Raw genomic sequence first — 20,061 nt, forward strand, 5'->3', positions numbered from 1 at the left:
GTTCAGGCGACGCTCCCGCTGCGCTGCCAGCGTGTCCCCTCCGGGGTGTCCTCGAGTTCGATCCCGCGGGCGGTGAGCTCGTCGCGGATGGCGTCGGCGGTGGCAAAGTCGCGGTTCTTGCGCGCGGCCTGCCGCGCGGCGATGCGTTCCTCCACCCAGGCGGCAAGCCCGGGGTCCTCGCCATCCCCCTGGAACCAGGCCGTCGGGTCCTGCTGCAGCAACCCGAGAAGCCCGGCGCCGGCTGTCAGTTCGCCTTTCAGGCGGGCGCGTTCGGCCGGGTCGCCGGCCGCGGCCAGGGCATCGGCCAGGCGGTGCAGGGCGGTGATGCCCCCGGGGGTGTTCAGGTCGTCGAGCAGGGCGGTGAACACCGGCGTGTCGGCGGCGTTTACGGGTGCTGGTTCGACATCGGCGTGATCGCGCAGGACGCGATAGAGCCCGTTCAGGGCATTGCGCGACTGGGTCAGGGTGTCTTCGGAGAAATTCAGTGGCGCGCGGTAGTGGCGCGACAGCAGCGCCATGCGCAGTACTTCGCCTGGCCAGGCCTGCAGCAGGTCATGCAGCAGCTGGAAGTTGCCCAGCGACTTGGACATCTTCTCGCCGTCGATGGTCACGTGCCCGTTGTGCACCCAGTAACGGGCGTAGTACGTGCCGTGCTCGGTGCAGCCCTCCGCCGCGCAGCCCTGGGCGATCTCGTTCTCGTGGTGGGGGAACACGAGATCGTGCCCGCCGCCGTGGATGTCGATCATTGCGCCCAGGTGGCTGCGGATCATCGCGGTGCATTCGAGGTGCCAGCCGGGGCGGCCATAGCCCCAAAGGCTGTCCCAGCCCGGTTCGCCCTCGGCGGCCGGCTTCCACAGCACGAAGTCGCCGGGGTGGCGCTTGTAGCGGGCGACCTCGACCCGGGCGCCGGCCTGCATGTCTTCCAGCGTGCGCCCGGACAGCGCGCCATAGTCCGGGTAGGAGGTGACGTCGAACAGCACGTGTCCCTCGGCCGGGTAGGCATGGCCGCGCTCGATCAGCCGTTCGATCAGCTCGATCATCGGCTGGATGTGATCGGTGGCGCGCGGCTCGAGGGTCGGTGGCAGCGTGCCCAGCTCGGCGATGTCCTCGTGAAAGGCCCGGGTGTAGCGTTCGGTCAGCGCGGCGATCGGCTCGCCGTTCTCCGCCGCGGCCTTGTTGATCTTGTCGTCGACGTCGGTGATGTTGCGCGCGTAAATTACGTGCTCCGGGCCGTAGAGCTCGCGCAGTACGCGAAAGAGCACGTCGAACACCACCACCGGGCGGCCATTGCCCACGTGCACCCGGTTGTAGACGGTAGGGCCGCAGACATAGAGCGTGACGCGCTCGGGGTCCTGCGGACGAAAGGGCTCGTCACGCCCGCCGAGCGTGTTGTGCAGGATCAGCTCGCGACCGGGGGTGGTGCTCATTGCGGGTCGTCCTTGTGGCCGTACAGGGTCTCGGGGGCGATCTCCGGGTCGCTGGTGATCACGACCTCGTCGTTGTCCACCTGCACGTAGAAGCAGCTGCGCCGGCCGGTATGGCAAGCGGGACCGGTCTGGTCGACCTTCAGCAGGATGGTGTCGCCGTCGCAGTCCAGGTGCAGGGACTGCAGCTGCTGCACCTGACCCGACTGCTCGCCCTTGCGCCACAGCGCCTGGCGCGAGCGCGAGTAGTAGCACACGCGCCCGGTGCGCAGGGTCTCGTCCAGCGCCTCGCGGTTCATCCAGGCCATCATCAGGACCTCGCCGCTGTCGAACTGCTGGGCGATCGCGGGGATCAGGCCGTCCGGATTCAGCTTGAGGTTTTCCAGCACCTCGGCGGCTGGCTGGCGGGTGTTGAGCGAGGCTTTTTCCAGTGTCTTGAACATGTACGCCGGCATAGCGGAAACCAGCGCCAAGGGTACCATCCTGCGCTCGTGATGAGCACATCAACGCGCGTGGTGAAAGGGCCCGTCAGGCGCGTGCGTCGATCGTTCTTGCAACCCCGGCGCGGGTGGCGGATTCTCAGACTAAAGTAGCAATACACAAGCGGGTTTCCGCGCGGGCAGGGGAATGGGTTGGAGCGCGAGGCACGGGATAGGGGCCCATCCACCGGCAAGGCGCTCAGCGCCTGGCGCACGGCCAGCTGGGTGGCGCTGGTCTATCTGGCGGCCGGACTGCTCTGGATCGGGCTGTCCGATCAGGCGTTGTTGTGGCTGGTGGATGACGTCCAGATGCTGGGCTGGCTGCAGACGGTCAAGGGTTTTCTCTATGTCAGCGTGACCGCGGTCGTGCTGTTCCTGCTGCTGTACTGGGTGCTCGCGGCCCGTGACCGGGCCTCGGCCGAAGCGCGCTATCTGACCGAGGTGGTCAATCGCTCGCCGGTGGTCACCATCGAGTGGGCTGCGCGTCCGGGCTGGCCCGTGGTGTATGTCTCCCCGAACGTGCGGCGCTGGGGGATCGAGCCGGAGGCGCTATTGTCCGGTGCGGCCGACTATTCCCAGAGGATTCATCCCGAAGACCGCGAGGCCATCGTCGAGGACGTGTCCCGGCACATGGAGCGCGGGCCGGACGAGTATCTGCAGTACTACCGCCTGGATGTGGGCGGTGGGCACTGGATCTGGGTCGAGGACCGGACCTGGCTGGAGCGAGATCCGACTGGCGAGGTTCGCCGCTTTCACGGCCTGCTGATGGACGTGACCGAACGGGTGCAGGCCGAGCGCAATCTCCGCGACAGTGAGAAGCGCTTTCGCGCCATCTTCGACAATGTGCAGGAGGGCATCCTGCTGCAGGACTTCGAGACGGGCGCCTTTGTCGGAGCGAACGCCGCGGCGCTGGCCATGTATGGCTACGAGCGTGAGGAGATCCTGCGCTGCACCGTCACGGATCTCAGCGCCCGCGAGCCCGGATACGAGGTCGAGCGCCAGCAGGCCCTGATTGACCGTGCACGGCGGGGCGAGCAGATCGTGTTCGAATGGCGCGCGCGCCACCGCGACGGCCACGCTTTCTGGGTGGAGGCGAACCTGCAGGCGACCGAGATCGCCGACGAGCGCCTGCTGCTGGTGACCCTGCGTAACATCGAACCGCGCAAGAAGGCCGAGCAGGCCCTGAACCGGCAGATGGACCGCCTGACCCATGCCGAGCGCCATGCGGGTCTGGGTTCCTGGGACTACGTCATCGAGACCGGGCAGTTGTGGTGGTCCGATTATTTGTATGAATTGATGGGCCTGGACCCGCAACGCTATACGCCGAGCCTGGGCGATGTCTGGGAGGTACAGTTCGACCCCGATGCCGGCGACGTGGAACCGCTGCAGGACGTGCTGCGTCACCTTTCGCCGGGCCACGAGGGCACCGGTCAGCGGTTCCGGCTGCGCCGCCACCCTTCGCGCGGGAGCGAGTGCTGGTTCAGTCTGACGGTGGATTCCGTGGTCGAGCGTGACGATGGTCTGCACGCCGTACAGGGGACCATGCTGGACATCACGGACCTGCAGCAGGCGGAGGGCGAGCTGCGGCAGTTCAATGCCGAGCTGGAGGCCCGGGTACGCGAGCGTACAGCAGCCCTGGAGGCAGCGAACCAGGAGCTGGAATCGTTTTCCTATGCCGTCTCGCACGACCTCAAGGCACCTCTGCGAGGCATCGACGGCTACAGCCAGCTGCTGGAGTCCGATTACGGCAATGTGCTGGATGCGGAAGGCCAGATGTTCATCCGCAACATCCGGGCCGGGGTCGCGCAGATGAACGAGCTGATCGGTGACCTGCTCGACTACTCGAGGATGGAACGCCGTCCCCTGGAACAACGCGGTGTGCGTCTGCAACCGCTGATCGAGGAGGTGCTCGACGGCCTTGATCCCGCACTGCGTGAACGTGCCGAGATTGCCGTCGATGTGCCACCGGACCTCGAACTGCAGACCGATCCGGACGGGCTTTCGCTGGCCTTGCGCAACCTGATCGACAATGCCCTGAAGTTCAGCGCTCCGCGCGAAGATCCGCGCATTGCGGTGACGGCCGAACCCCGGGGCGAGATGCTCCACGTGGCCGTGAGCGACAACGGGATTGGATTCGACATGGCATTTCAGGAACGCATCTTCGAGATCTTCCAGCGCCTGAACCGGGCCGAGGACTACCCGGGTACCGGGGTGGGCCTGGCCCTGGTGCGCCGGGCATTGCAGCGTCTTGGGGGCCGCATCGAGTGCGAAGGGCGCCCCGATGCCGGCGCCACCTTCCGACTGGAGCTTCCCCTATGAGTCCGAACGCCCGTCAGCCGGCCATCCTGGTGGTCGAAGACAACCCCGTGGACATCGATCTGATGCAGCGGGCCTTTGACCGCCGGAACCTGGCCAACCCGCTGGAGATCGCCCGCGACGGCGAGGAGGCCCTGGCTTGTCTGCAGCGCTGGGAGTCCGGCGAGCAGGAACCACCCGCCGTGATACTGCTGGATATCAAGCTCCCGAAGATCAGTGGCCTGGAGGTGTTGCGCGCGGTGCGGGCACACCCGGAGTTCGGGCGTATCCCGGTGGTAATGCTGACCTCGTCCAGTGAGGATCGCGATATCCATACCGCCTACGATGCCGGGGCCAACTCCTACATTGTGAAGCCGGTCGACTTCACAAAGTTCATGGAGGTCGCCGAACACGTCGAACTGTACTGGTGTCTGCTGAACCAGCACCCACGCTGACGCCCTGACGGAATCCCCCTATGCATGTACTCGTGGTCGAAGACCAGGCGGCCGATGCCGATCTGCAGCGCCGTTCCATCGAGCGCGGCGTCCCTTCGGCTCAGGTCGCCGTGGCGGACACCCTCGCAGGGGCGCGCGAAGCACTGGCAGACCAGACGTTCGATTGTGTGCTGGTGGACCTGCGTCTGCCGGATGGCAACGGGCTGGATCTGGTGGCCGAGCTGCGCGACCAGGGGCGCCCCGAGGCGGTGATCGTCCTGACCGGGCATGGCGAGCAGGAGACGGTCATCGCGGCCTTCCGCTCCGGGGCGGACGACTACCTGACCAAGGCCGAAGGGTATCTCGAACGGCTTCCCGCGCGGATCGTCGATGCGCGGTCGTACCGAAATCTGCGTGTGGCGGACGCGCGCGAGCCGCTGGCGGTCCTGTATGTCGAGCACAACGAGTTCGATATCGGCCTGGCGCGTCGCGAGCTGGCGCGGCGCGCCCCGAATATCCACCTCACGGTGCAACGTACGGCGGAGGCCGCCCTGGAGGTCCTGCCGAGTTCGCCGGAGGAACCCCTGGCGCTGGACCTGCTGCTGGTCGACTATCGTCTGCCCGCGATGGATGGTCTGGAGCTGGCGCGTATCGTCCGCCATGAACGCGGACTGGATCTGCCCGTCGTGCTGCTGACCGGGCAGGGCACCGAGGAGCTGGCCGCCCGGGCCCTGCGTATGGGCGTGGACGATTACGTGCTGAAAAGCGAGGGGTACCTCAAGGGCCTGCCCGCCGTACTCGACCAGGTCCATGTACACGCCCGCCTGCGCCGCGAGCGTGCCGCCCTGGCGGCGAGTGAGCGCCGCTACCGCGAGGTGATTGATCAGGCGGGCAATGTCTTTTTTCATCTGGATCAGCAGGGGCGCTGGGTCTTTGCCAATCCCGCCTGGTCCGAAATCACCGGGTTTGTGCTGGAACAGACCCTCGGGCGGCCGCTGGTCGATTTCGTGGTGGCGGAAGACCGGGGACGCGTCGGCGAGCTTGTTCGCGAGGTACTGGAGACCGGCGAGACACGCGGCATTGGCGAGGTGCGTCTGCAAAGTCGTGAAGGTGGGATTCGCTGGTGCGAACTGCGACTGCGCGCCCGGCAGTCCGAGCGGGACCAGCGGCCTTTCACCGGGACCCTGATTGACGTTACCGAACGCGTGCGCAACCAGCGTATTCAGGAGATCCGGGCGAACATCCTGGACCGGATCGCCACGGGCGAGCGTGATCCCGCACTGCTGGAGGATCTGGTGCTGGGGCTGGAGTCCCTGAATCCGGACCTGCATGGCTGTGTGATGCTGGTGGACGCAGATGGAGACCAACTGGTGGGCGCGGCCGGCCCGCGCATACCGGAGGCCCTGCGGTCGGTGACCAGCCCGATTCCGGTGGCCGACGGGGTCGGGTCCTGTGGTACGGCGGCCTGGTCCGGCCAGCCGGTGCTGGTCGAGGATACGCAGTCACACCCCTACTGGTCCGGGCTGGAAGAGGCGACGGCGCAGGCCGGGTTTCGAGCCTGCTGGTCGTTCCCCTTTCGCGACGCTGACGGACATGTGCTGGGGACGTTTGCGGTCTACCTGGCTGATGCGCGACTGCCGCGTCCGGAGGAACGCGAGCAGCTCGAGGAGTTCGCGCGTCTGGCGGCACTGGCGGTGCAGAAACTGCGCGCCTGGCAGGCGCTGGAACAGCGCGAGCGGTCACTGGAGGCGGCTGCGGGCCTGAGCCTGAACCTGCTGCGCAATGAAAACCCGGCCATTGTGATGAATCGCTTGCTGGGCGAGCTGGGGCGGGTCACGGGCGCTGATCGCACTTACGTGCTGATGGATGCCGGGCCTGATTCCGAGCGTGAGACCCTGGAGCAGCACCGGTTCTTCTGGGTAAACCCCGAGGGGGAGCCTCCGATCCGTCCACCCAGCCTGCGCCACCTGAGCCTCGAGTCCGTGCTGCCACACTGGGATGAACGCCTGCGGGCGGGGGAGGTGATCCAGACCCGGATCGCTGACTTGCCGGATGGCGAGAGGGAACTGTTCGAGTCGGTCCAGACCCGCGCGCTGCTCCTGGCGCCGTTGTACGTGCGCGGGGAGTATCGGGGGTTCGTCGGGCTGGACCGGGTGCGCCAGGGACGGACCTGGGGTGCGGCGGACGAGCACATGGCCCGTATCGTCGCTGCGAACCTCGGGGCTGCGCTGGAACGCCGGCGTGCGCTGACGGGGCTGCGCCGTCTGGCGGCCGTGTTCCAGAGTACCCGCGACGGGATCCTGATCACTGACCTGTCGGCCCGCATCGTCGCGGTCAATCCCGCGTTTACCGAGATTAGCGGCTTTTCCGAGCACGACGCCCTGGGCCGAAACCCGCGGTTCCTGAAGTCGGGGCGGCACGACGCCGAGTTCTACCGCGAGATGTGGGCGACCCTGGGGGCCACCGGGCACTGGCAGGGCGAGGTCTGGAATCGCCGGTACACCGGCGAGACCCATCCGCAGTGGCTGAGTCTGGATGTGGTGCGTGACGAGGGGGGCGAGCCGCAGTACTACGCGGGGGTGCTGACGGACCTGTCCGCGCTCAAGCGCTCTCAGAACGAGCTGGAGTATCTCGCCCAGCATGACTCGCTGACCGATCTGCCCAACCGCAGCCAGTTGCAGACATTGCTGGGGCGAGCGCTCGAGCGGGCGCGTGCGGAGCGCCGCGGTCTGGCCGTTCTCTGTCTGGACCTGGACCGGTTCAAGACCCTGAACGACAGCCTCGGGCATTCGGTCGGCGACCGGGTGTTGCTGGAGGTCGCGCGGCGCCTGGCCGATGTGCTGGAAAGCCCGGACCTGCTCGGACGGCTGGGCGGGGACGAGTTTCTAGCCGTCCTCGAGTCCGCCGACACGCACGAATTGGCAGAGGAAAGAGCCCGGGCACTGCTTGAGGTGCTGCAGCGCCCCTTCGTTCTGGACGATGGGCAGGTGGTTTATGTCAACGCCAGTATCGGCGTCAGCCGCTTCCCGGCGGATGGCGATACGGTGGTGGATCTCATACAGCATGCCGACGCGGCGATGTACCACGCCAAGGCACTGGGCCGCGAGACCTGGAGTTTCTATACCGAGGATCTGACCCAGGCGGCGGCCGAGCGGCTGGATCTGGAGAACCGCCTGCGTCATGCCCTGAACCAGGAGAATGACGAGCTGGCGGTGCATTTTCAGCCGCAGGTCCGGCTGGTCGATGGCCGATTCACGGGGGTGGAGGCCCTGGTGCGCTGGCGTACCGGGTCGGGCGAGAGTATCCGTCCGGATCGCTTTATTCCGATCGCGGAGGAGACAGGGCTGGTGGTCCCGCTTGGCGAATGGGTGCTGCGCGAGGCCTGCCGCCAGGGTCGCGAACTGCTCGACCAGGTGAGTCCGGACCTGGTGATGTCGGTCAATCTGTCCCCGGTGCAGTTGCGGCGCGGCAACCTGGTGGAACAGGTGCGTGCGATACTTGGGGAGACAGGGTTTCCTGCTCGTCAGCTGGAGTTCGAGATCACCGAGACCGGTCTGATGCAGCAGGGGGATCAGGCCGTCACGCGACTCAAGGCATTGAAGTCGCTGGGCGTGCGGGTGGCCATCGATGACTTTGGTACCGGGTATTCGTCGCTCGCCGTGCTGCAGACCTTCCCGCTGGATGTGCTGAAGATTGACCGCAGTTTCGTCGACGGTGTGGATCGGATGGACGAAGAGGGGACCGATCGGCTGATTGCATCCACCATCATCGCGATGGCGCGCAACCTGCAGCTGGAGGTCATCGCCGAGGGCGTGGAGAACGAGGCGCAGGCCCGCTTTCTAATCGAGCATGGCTGCGAGTTCGGCCAGGGCTACCTGTACAGCCCCGCACTGCCGCCCGAGCAACTGCTGGAGTGGGCCGCACGGCGAGTGACCTCGCCCGTTTGAGGCGACGTCAGGCTCGCGCTCGCGGGGTGCGTGCGTACAATGGCGGGCTGTTTCCCCGTTCGCCGGAGCTGTCGTTATGTCGTCCCAACCGCATCCTACCGCCATGCGTTCCCTGACCTTCCACGGCCTGACCCCGGGGCCGCGACTGATCGTGCTGGGCGCGGTGCATGGCAACGAGACCTGCGGCACGCAGGCGGCCGAGCGGCTGCATGACGAGCTGGAGAGCGGCGCGCGCCGCCTGCAGTGCGGGACGCTGACGCTGGTTCCGCGTACGAACCCGCTGGCCTACCAGTTGGGGCAGCGCATGGGCGAACGCAACCTGAACCGCAACCTGCGCGTGACCGAGGACCCGCAGGACTTCGAGGACCGCATTGCCAATGTACTGTGCCCGTTGCTCGCGGCCCACGACGTCCTGCTGGATCTGCACTCGTTTCATACCGGCGGTCAGCCGTTCATCATGCTCGGCCCGCGGAACAACGAGGGCGGGCTGGAGGGTTTCACCCGCGCCGGCGAGGAGGAAGCCCTGGCCGCCTGCCTGGGCCCGCGGCGCATGGTCGAGGGCTGGCTGGATACCTACGCGCGCGGGGTCGCCCGGCGCATGAAGAACCCGAATGCCAGCCACCGCGCACAGATGCTCTCCACCGATCCCAGCTACGGCATCGGCACCACCGAGTACATGCGTTCGCAGGGCGGTTACGGGGTGACGCTGGAATGCGGCCAGCACGACGACCCGCAGGCCCCTGTGATCGCCTACAACGCGATCCTCAATACGCTGGCTCATCTCGGCATGATCGAGGCCCCGGCCACGCCGGGGCAGGACGATCCGGAGGTCCTGCGCCTGGTTGAGGTGATCGACCGCGACCACCCCGATGACCGGTTCGTTCGCGAGTGGAAGAGCTTCGATCCCCTGCACGAGGGTGATGTGATCGGTGTTCGAGCGGACGGGACCGAGGTGAAGGCGCCGGCCGACGGCTTCATCGTGTTCCCCAACCCCGGCTCTCTGCCGGGTAACGAGTGGTTCTATCGCGCCGAGTTCAGTGACCGTCGCGTGGTCTGACGCTTCGTGGAGTTCGCCCTTTCCGGCGTTGCTGCACTACTGTTTGCGGCCGGGTTTTTCGCCGGTGCCTTGAATGCCCTGGCCGGGGGCGGCAGCTTTCTTACGCTGCCGGCCCTGATGGCCGTGGGTGTCCCGCCGGTGGCGGCCAATGCCACCGGGACCGCCGCATTGCTGCCCGGGTATGCGGCCAGCCTGCTCGTCGATCACCGGCGCCTGCGCATTCTCTGGCGGGATCTGGGCATGCGCCTGCTGGCGCTGTTCCTGGTCGTGGGTGCGCTAGGCGGGGCGCTGGGCGCGGCCCTGCTCCTGCTGACGGGCGACGCGCGTTTTCGGGCCTTCGTCCCCTGGCTGCTGTTGCTGGCGACACTGCTGTTCGCGCTGGGTCCGTGGCTGCAACGTCGTGCGGCCCATGTGGCCCACCCGGCACTGGTCCGGGTGGCGGGCGCGGGGCTCGGCTGTGTCTACGGTGGCTATTTCAACGGCGGGGTCGGCATCCTGCTGCTGGCGATCCTGCGGGGCCAGGGGATGAGCGATCTGGCGCAGGCCAATGCCCTGAAGAACCTGCTCTCCACGGTGCTGACGCTGATTGCCGTCGTGGTGTTTGTGGCGGGCGGGCAGGTGGTTGCGACCGGGCTATTGGCCGTCGGGGCTGGGGCTATTCTCGGTGCACGGGTCGGGATCGGGCTACTGGGGGTACTGCCCGAACCGTGGTATCGGCACCTGGTTACGCTGGTGGGTGCCGGTACCACGGTGCTCTTCTTCGTCGATCCGGTCTGGCTGGGGTAGTTCTCTGGCGTTGGGTTGATGCAATGAGCATAGCGAATCGCATCGTTTTACCAGACCACCCCCGAGGACGCTTATTGCGTGGTGTGCTGAGGGCCGGTGCGCGCCTGTTGCAGGGCGTGGTCAAGGGTATCCAGCGCCCGGGCATCGGTCTCCGGAAGGATGGCCTCGATACGGGGACGGGTCCCGGCGGCGGGCGTTTCCATGGCTTCGAGACCGCCATCGTCGTCCACGCGGTTGATGCGCTGCCAGCCCTGATCGGTCCGCACGAGGCCCTTGAGGCGTTCCCCGGTGAAGCCGCTCACCAGTGCCTCAAGCGCCGCGTGATCGAGCGCCTGTGCCTCGGGCAGCAGCCAGCTGCGGCCAACATAGCCATCGCCCCGGGTGTCGATGGTCACGGGCTCGTCCGCGTGCTCGTGTGGCGCATGATCGTGCCCATGGTCGTGATCGTGGGCATGATCGTGCTGGTCACCGGTGGACAGAAAGGCCCGGGCCTCCGGGAACAGGGCCCCGCCGCGTTCCAGCCGGGGGCGGTCCAGCCACGCCGATTCCACGCGCCCCTGGGTCGTCTCGATCACTAGCGGTCGCGGTGGTGGCATAGCGGCCACAAACGCCTGCAGGGCCTCGCGATCCGCCTCGCTGTAGAGGTCGGCCTTGTTGGCCAGCAGGACATCGGCCAGTGCGATCTGGTCGTTCCAGTTCGGGTGCTCGCGGTGGCGTGGCGAAGACAGGTGGCGGGCGTCCATGACCGTGATCGTGGCACGCAGGTCCAGCACGCCATCGTAGGGGGGCTGGGTGAGGGTGCGGATGATCTCGGCCGGGTGCCCGAGCCCGGTGGGCTCGATCAGGATGCGGTCGGGGTGCTGCGAGCGGATCAGCCGGTTCAGGCCGACGGTGAACATCTGCGCGGAGACGCAGCAAAGACAGCCGCCGGGGATCTCCTCCAGCGCGACGCCGGTATCCGCGAGCAGGCCGCCGTCTACCCCGATCTCGCCGAACTCGTTGACCAGCACGGCCCAGTGCTCGCCCTCGGGGCGCAGCGCGAGCAACTGGCGGATGGTGGTGGTCTTGCCTACCCCCAGAAAGCCAGTCACCAGGTGGGTGGGGATGTCATGGTGGGTGGTCATGTGGTGTCGGCCTGGTTGGCGGGCGGACCCGGATCATGGGTCCACCACGCGATCGGTTTCGGTTTAGTCGTCGGCGCGCAGTTCGCCCTGATAGAACGCCGCGGCATCGTCGAACAGGGCCTCGTTGGTGTCCGCCCGCATGTACAGCATGTGCCCGCCGGGGTAGGCGCGCGGGATGATGCGCGAGTCGGCCTCGTCGCCGGCGGCGAACGCGATCTGGCCCAGCAGCCACTCGGTGGTGAAGTAGGGCGTGATCAGGTCCGCCTCGCCGTGCACGCTGAAGATGCGGAAGTCGCGGTTGAGTGAGAGGGCAGTGGCCAGTTCGTCCATTGCGGTGAAGTGCCCCTCGCGGCCGCTGGCTTCCCAGTCCCAGGCGCGGAACACGTTGCGGCTGAGCAGGCGGTACTGGTGCCCGTGTTCCCAGTCCAGGGTGTTGCGCAGGTGGTCCAGCATCGCGGTGGAAAGCGGGGCGGTCAGGCCATCGAGGATGGCGTCCGCTTGCGGCTGCAGGTGCGTGGGTACCGGGTCGAGGTTGTCGATGCCGCCGTCGTACAGGCTGACCAGTCGGCCTTCGTCCATCAGCAGGCCGCGCTGGGTCATGTCCAGCGTGATGCGCCCGCGCGTGGCCTTCAGGCGGTCGCGCGACAGTCCTGTAAAGCGGGCCACCTCGTCGATCCAGTCGTCGTCGATCTGCCCGGGGTGGATCAGGCCCTGCAGGTAGTCGCCCAGGGCGAAGGCCTCGGCCTCGTCCAGGCTGGGCGGATCGTCGCCCAGGCGGCCTTGTGCCTTCGCGGCGGCGGTGATCGCCGGCAGGCTCAGGGCCCAGCCGATCGGGCGGGCAGTACCGTGTTCCAGCATGCCGTAGTCCAGCGCGGGCGAGATCAGCACCGTCCCGCTCAGGCTGATGCCGGAGCCCTTGGCGATGCGGGCCGGCAACGCGGCGGCGCGGTAGCCCCCGTAGCTTTCGCCTGCCAGGTACACCGGGTCGCCACGCCGGCCGTACTCGTCCAGCCAGCGCTCCAGTGTCTCCTCCATCGCGGCCAGATCGCCGTCACGGGAGTAGTACTGATCGGCTTCGCCACCCATCACGCGCGAGAAGCCGGTCCCGACCGGGTCGATGAAGACCAGATCGGTGAACGCGAGCCAGGTCTTGGGGTTGTCGACCAGCCGGGGCGGGGTGGAGGCGGCGAGCCCCTGGTCGTCGGTTTCCAGCACCCGCGGGCCCAGGCCGCCCACGTTCAGGTAGGCCGAGGCCGCGCCGGGGCCGCCGTTGACCATGAAGGTGACCGGACGATCTTCGTCGCTGTCCACCGTGTAGCTGACGGTAAAGACCCGGGCGTCGGGTTCGTCCATCGACTCGCCCAGCGGGACATAGCCGACCGTGGCCTGGTAGTCGAGCGTGTTGCCGTCGAGCAATTCCAGCGAGTGCTCGGTGGTCACGGGGTCGGGCAGGGGCGGCGTCGGTTCGGTCTCGTCCGCCAGCAGCGGGGCGGACATCCCGGGGCCGATCAGCAGGCCGAACGCCAGCCCGTAGAGCGGGCTGGCGGCGGTATGCGATACAGGTACGGGTTTGAGCGGGCGTCGTGGCGGCGCCGTTATCAGCATTGAGCGGTCTCCTCGTGATCGGGGCAGTCATGGCGTACGACACGGTCATCGTCCAGCCATTCCATGATCCCGTCGGTCACGTTGTAGATCTTGTCGTAGCCGAGCCCCTCCGACAGGGCCTGGGCGAGCGCGCTCGTGCGGTTACCGACGCGGCAGATCAGGATCACCTCGTCGTCGGAGTCGACCAGCGCGGTGAACTGGCGGCCGAACTCCGGGTTGAGGCTGCCGTCTTCCTCGAACGCGGTGATGCGATGGCTGCCTTCCACCACGCCCGTCTCGGCCCACTCGTCCGGGCGGCGGATATCGACGATGGTAACCCCCTCGTCGAGCTTCTCGGCCAGTTCCTCGTTGTCCAGGCCGATGAACGGGGCGCGCTGGACCTCGACGACCTCCAATTCAAAACGCAGCGTGGCGTTCGGCGGGATGATGTTGCCGGCGCCGCGCTCGCCGTAGGCCAGCTCCGGCGGGATGATCGCCTCGCGTTTGCCGCCCTCGCGCATACCTTTGACCGCCTGCTCGAAGCCGGGGATCGTCTGGCCGGAGCCGATGGTCACGGACAAGGGCTGGCCGCCGCGGCTGGAGTCGAACTCGGAGCCGTCTTCCTCGAGCCGTCCAACGTAGTGGACCAGGGCGGTGTCGTGCCGTACGAGTTCGGGGCCCTCGCCCTCCTCGATGTCGCGAATCTCGAGGCTGTCGGCCAGTGCGAAGGCTGGGAACAGGAACAGGGCGAACAGAAACCACGCTTTCATCATTTTATCCTTATAAAGTGCAAGTTTTTGTTTTACAGGAGGGCTTTTACAGGACCAGAAAATTGCTTCCAAAATTCCCTAAAAAACGCTTTGAAATGTATTTGAACTTGGTCTAAAAGGGTGATGGATCCCGGTTCGACAAGGCCTTGTTGAAGGGATCTTAACCGCAAGGATCCGTGCGACGGAGGAGCAATAATGACCAAGAAACAAGAAAACCAGTTCTGGGACCGACTGCGTGGCGTAACGGAAGACGCCGGGGCGGACCCTCAGACCCTCGAGATCTTTGACGAAGCCGTCTCCCGGCGTCGTTTCATGGGCCGCATGGGCGTGGGCGGCGCTGCCCTGACGCTGTTCGGCTTTGGTGCTGGCACTGACGCGGCGATGCGCGGCCTGTTTGGGCGTGGCCTGATCCCGGCTGCCTGGGCGGACGAGGCGAACGGCCTTGAGGACGAGCAGGCCAAGGCTGCGATGTCCGACTCCGGCAAGGAAGACGGCCTGATCGTGCACAACGATCGCCCGCTGAACGTTGAGACCCCGCCGCACCTGCTGGTGGACGAGGTCACCCCGGCCAGCCGCCATTTTGTGCGTAACAACGACCTGATCCCGCAGCAGGCGCTGGATCGCGACCCGAATGGCTGGTCGCTGAAGATCGACGGCGAAGTGCACGAAGAGCTCGAGATCGGTCTCGACGACCTGAAGAGCATGGACAGCAAGGACCTGGTCCTGCACATCGAGTGCGGTGGCAACGGTCGCGCCAACTTCGACCCGCAGCCGCGTGGCAACCCCTGGGACCGCGGTGCAGTGGGCAACGCCAAGTGGACCGGCGTGCCGCTGAAGGACATCCTCGAGCGGGCCGGTGTGAAAGACAGCGCCGTGTACACCGCGCACGAGGGCTACGAGCCGATCCTGGGCGATCGCGGCCCGTTTTCCCGTGGCGTGCCAATCGACAAGGCCATGGAAGAGCACACCATCGTGGCGTATCAGATGAACGGCGAAGACATCCCGGCCGCCCATGGCTTCCCGGTGCGCCTGGTCGTGCCGGGCTGGTACGGCTCCTGCTCGCACAAGTGGCTGACCAACATCACCCTGCGTGATCAGGAACACGATGGCCGCGGCATGACCGGCTACTCCTACCGTATGCCGAAGTACCCGGTGGCCCCGGGCGAGCGTCCGCCGGAAGAGGACATGAAGGTCGGCGGCCCGTGGCTGATCAAGTCCGTGATTACCGGTCCGAAGAAGGATACCGGTCTGGAGCGTGGCGAGACCGTCAAAGTCACCGGTCATGCCTGGGCGGGCGAGGACGAGGTCGCGGAAGTCTGGATCTCCACCGACTTTGGTCTCAACTGGGAGAAGGCCGACCTCAAGGGCGACCCGGTCAACAAGTACGCTTGGGTGCACTTCGAGAAGGAGCTGTCCTTCGAGAATCGCGGCTACTACGAGATCTGGGCCCGCGCCGTGGACGACAAGGGCAATACCCAGCCCATCGTCCAGCCATGGAACCCGCGTGGCTACGACGGCAACATCGTCCACAAGATCCCGGTCACCGTCGCTGCGTGACAAACCTCCATACCCGGGGCATTATTTGCCCCGGGTTTCTTTTGAACAGAATGGAGTACGCATGAAGCGTTTTGTAATGCTGTCGCTACTGGGGTTGGCGTTCGCGGCCCTGGCTTCGCCCGTTGTTGCCGAGGAGGCGATTTCCGAGGAAGAACAACAAGCCCAGGAAGAGAAGGCCGACGAGGTCTCGGCGACCAAGGAATTGTTTGAACAGACCTGTGCGGCCTGCCACGGCATCCGTCAGGCGACCAACCAGAACCTGTCACGCGACGATTGGAACTGGGTCATGGACGACATGGAAGACTACGGCATGACCTGGCTGACCGATGAACAGCGGGATCAGATCGTGGACTACCTGGTGGAGAACCACGGCTACGGCGACTAGGCCGTAGCGGATGCTCCGCTGTCAGGAGCAGTATCTTCAGGCGCCCTGCGGGGCGCCTTTTTTATGGCGCCCCGGTGTAGCCGGGCGACCCGCGTCCGCTTCACGAGCCTGCCCGTTGCCAGCACATTACCCGTGGGTGTGGCCGGGTCTCGTGGTGGATCAGTCCGTTGCGTTCGAGATGGCCCAGCAGCGATGGGGTGGCGGTGGGCGGCGGAAGTCCTCGTCCAGCGTATCGCGCGTGATGTCACGGGCCTCGAGCCCCGCAAGTGCCTCGGTATCCAGTTCGAAACGGCGGCGGTTGGTCGAGAAGTACAGGATGCCGTCCTCGGTCAGCAGGCGCGCGGCATCCCGGATCAGTTCGACATGGTCGCGCTGGACCTCGAAGTCCGCCTCGGTGCGTTTCGAGTTCGAGAAGGTCGGGGGATCGAGGAAGATCCGTTCGAAGCGCAGCGCCGGGTCGTCGGCGGCCTCCCGCACCCAGGTGATGCAGTCGGCGCGCAGCAGGGCGTGGGTATCCGGTCGGCGCCGACTGCGCCCGTCGCGCACGGTGGCCTCGAAACCGTTGGCCGCGAGGTTGTCGGCGGCCCAGTCGAGGTAGGTATTGGACAGGTCCACCGAGACGGTCTGGCGGGCACCCCCCACGGCGGCATGGGCACTGACCGCGGCGGTGTAGCAGAACAGGTTCAGCAATCGTAGCCCGCGGCATTCTTCCTGCAGGCGGCGCCGCATCGGGCGGTGATCCAGGAACAGTCCGCTGTCCAGGTAGGCATCCAGCTCCACCTTGAGCCGGCAGCCATGTTCCTCAACCCAGAAGGGGGCGGGTTGTGCGGTCTCGGCACGCTGATACTGCGAGCGACCTTTCTGGGCGCGCCGCTGCTTGTAGTGCAGGTGGGCGGGCGCGACGCCGGTGACTTCCAGGGTCGCGGCCAGCGCCCCGCGCAGGCGCGCCTCGGCGCGTGCGGGTTCGACCGACGCCGGAGCCGCGAACTCCTGCAGGTGCAGGTGCACGGAGCCATCGGTGGCCTGGTAGCGGTCGATCAGTAGTGGGTATTCGTCCAGGTCGGCGCTGTAGATGCGGTAGCAGGTGACCCCCTGGCGCCGCGCCCAGCGATCCAGGTGCTTCAGGTTCTTGCGCAGGCGGTTGGCGAACTCGGGTGCCGGGGGTGCCGCCTCGGCCTGCCCCTCGCGGGCATGGATGTCGAACTCCAGCAGCTGGCAGTCAATCGGGCCGTTGTGCACGCGGTATTTGCGCGTGGCCCTCAGCCCGAGGCGGCGCGAGTCAGTCGTGTCCGCGACCAGCAGGGCCACCTGCCAGCCGCCAAAGGCCTGTTTCAGGTGTTCGCCCAGCAGGCTGTAGAGCTTGATCAGTTCAGGCTGGTCGCCGATGCGCTCGCCGTAAGGCGGGTTGCTGATCAGGAGCCCATTCGGTGCGGGGGGTGTCAGGGTCAGTACGTCCGCGACCTCGAACCGGGTGCAGGCGGCGACCCCGGCCGTCCGGGCCGCCTGGCGAGCGGCTTGCACCGCGCGCGGGTCGCGATCCGACCCCAGCAGCGTCGGGCCTTGCCAGGGGCGAACCGCCGCCCGGGCTGTGTCCACACAGCGCTGCCACAGGGCGGCGTCGTGCCCGGCCCAGCCCTGCGGGCGGAAGTCGTGGCGCAGCAGTCCGGGCGCGGTCCGCGTGGCGATCAGGGCGGCCTCGATCACCACGGTGCCGCTGCCGCAGAACGGGTCCAGCAGCTGTGCCTGTTGCGGGTCGCCCTCGACGCGCGCGGGCCAGCCGGCGCGGGCGAGCAGGGCCGCGGCGAGGTTCTCGCGCAGCGGGGCGGCCCCGCCGGCGCCGCGGTAGCCGCGCCGGTGCAGGCCGCCATTGCCGATATCCACGGAGAGGCGGGCGTGATCGCCCTGCAACTGCAGCAGGATGCGCACATCCGGGTGTTTCGGGTCCACGTCCGGGCGGGCGCCGGTCGCCTCGCGGAAGGCGTCGGCCACCGCGTCCTTGATGCGAACCCCGGCGAAGTGGGTGTGGCGGATGTGGTGGCTCTTGCCGCCGACCTCGACCGCGAAGGTCGCGCCGGGGTCCAGCAGCGCGGGCCAGTCGATCGCGCGGGCGGCGGTGTAGCAGCCGTCGCCGTCGGGCTGATCAAAGCGCGCCAGCGGCAGCAGGATACGGCTGGCGATGCGGCTGCCCAGCAGTACGCGGTACAGCATCTCGAGATCGGCCGAGAAATGCACCGCGCCACCTTCTTCGCGCGCGTCGGTGGCGCCGAGTGTGGCCAGTTCCTCGGCCAGCAGGGGGCCGAGCCCGCGGGCGACGGTGGCGCGGTATTCCTGCGGGGTGCTGGGTTCGTTCTCGGGCGTGGCCATGCGGTGTCTTCCTGGGACGGGGGCCTATCTTGCCACAGCCGCCGTTGGGGTCAGCGCAGCAGGCGGCGCCGGATCAGCGCGGTCGCCAGGATGATGGCGGCCGCGCCGTAGCCCACGATCACGGCCAGGTGTGGCCAGACGCTGGTCGGCCAGCTGCCGGTCATCAGCGGGCGCACGATCTCGACCACGTGTGCCAGCGGCAGGGCCAGCGCCAGGGTCTGCACCCAGTCGGGCAGCTCCTGCAGCGGGAAGAACACCCCGGAGAGCAGGAGCATCGGGGTCACCGCGAGGGTGAAGTAGTACAGGAAGAAGTCGTAGCTGCGCGCCAGCGCGGTGATGACCAGGGCCAGCGCGCCGAAGGTGAACGCGGCGAGAAAGATCACCGGCAAGGCGAGCAGGGCGCGAGCGTCGCTCACCAGCCCCAGGACGGAGGCGACGACGAGGATGGTGGTGGCGCTGATCAGGCCCTTGCTGGCGGCCCAGATCGCCTCGGCGAACACGATGTCGTCCAGCGTCAGCGGTGTGGCCAGCATCCCGAGCCAGGTGTTCTGCTCCGCCATGCGCGTGTAGGCGGAATACATGCCCTCGAAGCTGGCGGTGAACATCGCCGAGGAGCAGATGATCCCGGAGGCGATGAACACCATGTAGCTCATGCCGTCGAGGTCGCCCACCAGACGGCCGAAGCCGTAGCCGAACGCGAGCAGGTAGAGGATGGGTTCGCCGAAGTTGCCGAGCATCGATGGCACCAGCAGCTTGCGCCAGACCAGCAGGTTGCGCCGCCAGACCGCGACACAGCGCAGGCTGGGGCGGGGGAGCCAGGTCGAGGTCGGGTCGGGCATCAGTCGCGCAGCTCGTGGCCGGTGAGTTTCAAGAACACGTCTTCCAGGTCCGCCTCGCGCAGCGTGGGTTCGAGGCCCCGTGCGCGCAGGCGTTCGCGCAGCCGGTCCGGCTCGGCCGTGTACACCAGCCAGGTATCCGCCACCTGATGGGCGCGATCCCGGGGGCCGATTTCCTGTTCGATCGCGGTGCCGGCCTCGGAACCACCGACAGTGACTACCCAGGGTTCGATGTGCTCGGCAATCAGGCGGCTGGGTCGGTCACAGGCGATGATGCGGCCGTGGTCGATGATCGCGATGCGATCGCACAGCTCCTGGGCCTCTTCCATGTAATGCGTGGTCAGCACCAGGGTGACGCCGGAGGCGCGCAGCTGCCGGAGTTGGCGCCAGAGGTGGTGGCGCGCCTGTGGGTCCAGCCCGGTGGTCGGCTCGTCGAGGACGACGACCTCGGGTTCGTTGATCAGGGCGCGTGCGAGGGTCAGCCGGCGCTTCATGCCACCGGACAGGGCATTGATGCGCGCACCGCGCTTGTCGTTCAGGTTGACCTGCTCCAGCAGGTGATCGATGCGCGCCTGGACCATAGCGCCGGAAAGACCGAAATACGCGGCATAGGTGCGCATGTTCTCGATCACGGTGAAGTCCGGGTCCAGCGTGTCGAATTGCGGCACGATGCCCAAGCGCTTGCGTACCTCGCGCTCGCCCTCCGGCATCGGCAGGCCCAGTACCTCCACCTGACCGCTGTCGATCGGGGTCAATCCCAGCAACATGCGCAGGGTCGTCGTCTTGCCTGCGCCGTTGGGTCCCAGCAGCCCGAAGAATTCACCGCGCGGGATCTCCAGGTTCACGCCATCGACAACGGCTGTGCCATCGTATCGTTTGCACAGGGACTGGATGCGGATTGCGGGCAAGCAGGCGGCTCGCGGAAGAAAGGAGTGCATACCTTACCGGTTTGCCGCGGATAGCCCAATATGATTCGCGCGTACGCCGGGGTTCTGGCGTGGGCACAAAAAAGGCCCGGC

General features: G+C 67.0%; 15 protein-coding genes. 7 read left to right on the top strand and 8 right to left on the bottom strand.

The features are described 5' to 3' along the window. Nucleotides 1-2 precede the first annotated feature (2 nt). The gene (gene cysS, locus TK90_RS03395; protein WP_012982089.1) at nt 3-1,427 is read right to left on the bottom strand and encodes a cysteine--tRNA ligase; all 1,425 of its coding nucleotides are present in this window, start codon (nt 1,425-1,427) and stop codon (nt 3-5) included. After that, nucleotides 1,424-1,867: a phosphoribosyl-AMP cyclohydrolase gene (gene hisI, locus TK90_RS03400; protein ID WP_026148265.1), complete on the bottom strand. Its 444-nt coding sequence runs from the start codon at nt 1,865-1,867 to the stop codon at nt 1,424-1,426. Before hisI ends, cysS begins: the two co-directional genes overlap by 4 nt. A gap of 267 nt (nt 1,868-2,134) precedes the next feature. Between hisI and TK90_RS03405 the strand changes: the two genes are divergently transcribed. The 5 genes from TK90_RS03405 to TK90_RS03425 all read left to right on the top strand — a co-directional run bounded on the left by TK90_RS03405 (nt 2,135) and on the right by TK90_RS03425 (nt 10,422). Then, a complete protein-coding gene (locus tag TK90_RS03405) occupies nt 2,135-4,222 on the top strand; it encodes a PAS domain S-box protein (protein ID WP_041444302.1) in 2,088 nt (695 codons plus the stop codon). After that, nucleotides 4,219-4,653, top strand: a complete 435-nt coding sequence (locus tag TK90_RS03410; RefSeq protein ID WP_012982092.1) for a response regulator — start codon at nt 4,219-4,221, stop codon at nt 4,651-4,653. Before TK90_RS03405 ends, TK90_RS03410 begins: the two co-directional genes overlap by 4 nt. Nucleotides 4,654-4,673: 20 nt before the next feature. Further along, complete coding sequence (locus TK90_RS03415) at nt 4,674-8,579, top strand: EAL domain-containing protein (protein WP_012982093.1); 3,906 nt, start codon at nt 4,674-4,676, stop codon at nt 8,577-8,579. 76 nt (nt 8,580-8,655) lie between these two features. Continuing rightward, on the top strand, nt 8,656-9,636 hold the full coding sequence (locus TK90_RS03420; RefSeq protein ID WP_012982094.1) for a M14 family metallopeptidase: 981 nt from the start codon (nt 8,656-8,658) through the stop codon (nt 9,634-9,636). Nucleotides 9,637-9,642: 6 nt separating this feature from the next. Continuing rightward, nucleotides 9,643-10,422, top strand: a complete 780-nt coding sequence (locus TK90_RS03425) for a sulfite exporter TauE/SafE family protein (protein WP_012982095.1) — start codon at nt 9,643-9,645, stop codon at nt 10,420-10,422. Between the two features lie 71 nt (nt 10,423-10,493). On the opposite strand, the gene TK90_RS03430 is transcribed toward TK90_RS03425, so the two are convergent. From TK90_RS03430 to TK90_RS03440, 3 genes are all read right to left on the bottom strand, one after another. Continuing rightward, nucleotides 10,494-11,546, bottom strand: a complete 1,053-nt coding sequence (locus tag TK90_RS03430; RefSeq protein WP_012982096.1) for a GTP-binding protein — start codon at nt 11,544-11,546, stop codon at nt 10,494-10,496. A gap of 63 nt (nt 11,547-11,609) precedes the next feature. After that, a complete protein-coding gene (locus tag TK90_RS03435) occupies nt 11,610-13,151 on the bottom strand; it encodes a S10 family peptidase (RefSeq protein ID WP_012982097.1) in 1,542 nt (513 codons plus the stop codon). Next, nucleotides 13,145-13,900, bottom strand: coding sequence for an FKBP-type peptidyl-prolyl cis-trans isomerase (locus TK90_RS03440; RefSeq protein ID WP_012982098.1), 756 nt, complete (start codon nt 13,898-13,900; stop codon nt 13,145-13,147). Before TK90_RS03440 ends, TK90_RS03435 begins: the two co-directional genes overlap by 7 nt. A 195-nt stretch (nt 13,901-14,095) precedes the next feature. On the opposite strand from TK90_RS03440, the gene TK90_RS03445 reads away from it, so the two are divergent. Together TK90_RS03445 and TK90_RS03450 are read left to right on the top strand one after the other, a co-directional pair. Next, a complete protein-coding gene (locus TK90_RS03445) occupies nt 14,096-15,457 on the top strand; it encodes a sulfite oxidase (protein WP_012982099.1) in 1,362 nt (453 codons plus the stop codon). Nucleotides 15,458-15,518: 61 nt separating this feature from the next. Beyond that, nucleotides 15,519-15,842, top strand: coding sequence for a cytochrome c (locus tag TK90_RS03450; protein WP_012982100.1), 324 nt, complete (start codon nt 15,519-15,521; stop codon nt 15,840-15,842). Nucleotides 15,843-16,001: 159 nt separating this feature from the next. Here TK90_RS03450 and rlmKL read toward each other — a convergent pair whose 3' ends face one another. The 3 genes from rlmKL to TK90_RS03465 are packed head-to-tail and all read right to left on the bottom strand — an operon-like array spanning nt 16,002 to nt 19,950. Continuing rightward, a complete protein-coding gene (rlmKL, locus tag TK90_RS03455; RefSeq protein WP_012982101.1) occupies nt 16,002-18,206 on the bottom strand; it encodes a bifunctional 23S rRNA (guanine(2069)-N(7))-methyltransferase RlmK/23S rRNA (guanine(2445)-N(2))-methyltransferase RlmL in 2,205 nt (734 codons plus the stop codon). A 50-nt stretch (nt 18,207-18,256) separates the two neighbouring features. After that, on the bottom strand, nt 18,257-19,045 hold the full coding sequence (locus TK90_RS03460) for an ABC transporter permease (protein WP_012982102.1): 789 nt from the start codon (nt 19,043-19,045) through the stop codon (nt 18,257-18,259). After that, nucleotides 19,045-19,950 (bottom strand): ABC transporter ATP-binding protein, encoded by a 906-nt coding sequence (locus TK90_RS03465; protein ID WP_026148295.1) that lies wholly within the window; start codon nt 19,948-19,950, stop codon nt 19,045-19,047. The genes TK90_RS03460 and TK90_RS03465 overlap by 1 nt, the downstream gene beginning before the upstream one ends. Nucleotides 19,951-20,061 lie beyond the last annotated feature (111 nt).

It is taken from the genome of Thioalkalivibrio sp. K90mix (assembly GCF_000025545.1).
Classification (GTDB): Bacteria; Pseudomonadota; Gammaproteobacteria; order Ectothiorhodospirales; family Ectothiorhodospiraceae; genus Thioalkalivibrio.

What these genes read in the sequence shown, in the direction of transcription:
- TK90_RS03450 (WP_012982100.1), top strand. Translation starts at nt 15,519, where the DNA reads ATGAAGCGTTTTGTAATGCTGTCGCTACTGGGGTTGGCGTTCGCGGCC.
- TK90_RS03440 (WP_012982098.1), bottom strand. Translation starts at nt 13,900, where the DNA reads ATGAAAGCGTGGTTTCTGTTCGCCCTGTTCCTGTTCCCAGCCTTCGCA.
- hisI (WP_026148265.1), bottom strand. Translation starts at nt 1,867, where the DNA reads ATGTTCAAGACACTGGAAAAAGCCTCGCTCAACACCCGCCAGCCAGCC.
- TK90_RS03445 (WP_012982099.1), top strand. Translation starts at nt 14,096, where the DNA reads ATGACCAAGAAACAAGAAAACCAGTTCTGGGACCGACTGCGTGGCGTA.
- cysS (WP_012982089.1), bottom strand. Translation starts at nt 1,427, where the DNA reads ATGAGCACCACCCCCGGTCGCGAGCTGATCCTGCACAACACGCTCGGC.
- TK90_RS03420 (WP_012982094.1), top strand. Translation starts at nt 8,656, where the DNA reads ATGTCGTCCCAACCGCATCCTACCGCCATGCGTTCCCTGACCTTCCAC.
- rlmKL (WP_012982101.1), bottom strand. Translation starts at nt 18,206, where the DNA reads ATGGCCACGCCCGAGAACGAACCCAGCACCCCGCAGGAATACCGCGCC.
- TK90_RS03460 (WP_012982102.1), bottom strand. Translation starts at nt 19,045, where the DNA reads ATGCCCGACCCGACCTCGACCTGGCTCCCCCGCCCCAGCCTGCGCTGT.
- TK90_RS03430 (WP_012982096.1), bottom strand. Translation starts at nt 11,546, where the DNA reads ATGACCACCCACCATGACATCCCCACCCACCTGGTGACTGGCTTTCTG.
- TK90_RS03410 (WP_012982092.1), top strand. Translation starts at nt 4,219, where the DNA reads ATGAGTCCGAACGCCCGTCAGCCGGCCATCCTGGTGGTCGAAGACAAC.
- TK90_RS03435 (WP_012982097.1), bottom strand. Translation starts at nt 13,151, where the DNA reads ATGCTGATAACGGCGCCGCCACGACGCCCGCTCAAACCCGTACCTGTA.
- TK90_RS03415 (WP_012982093.1), top strand. Translation starts at nt 4,674, where the DNA reads ATGCATGTACTCGTGGTCGAAGACCAGGCGGCCGATGCCGATCTGCAG.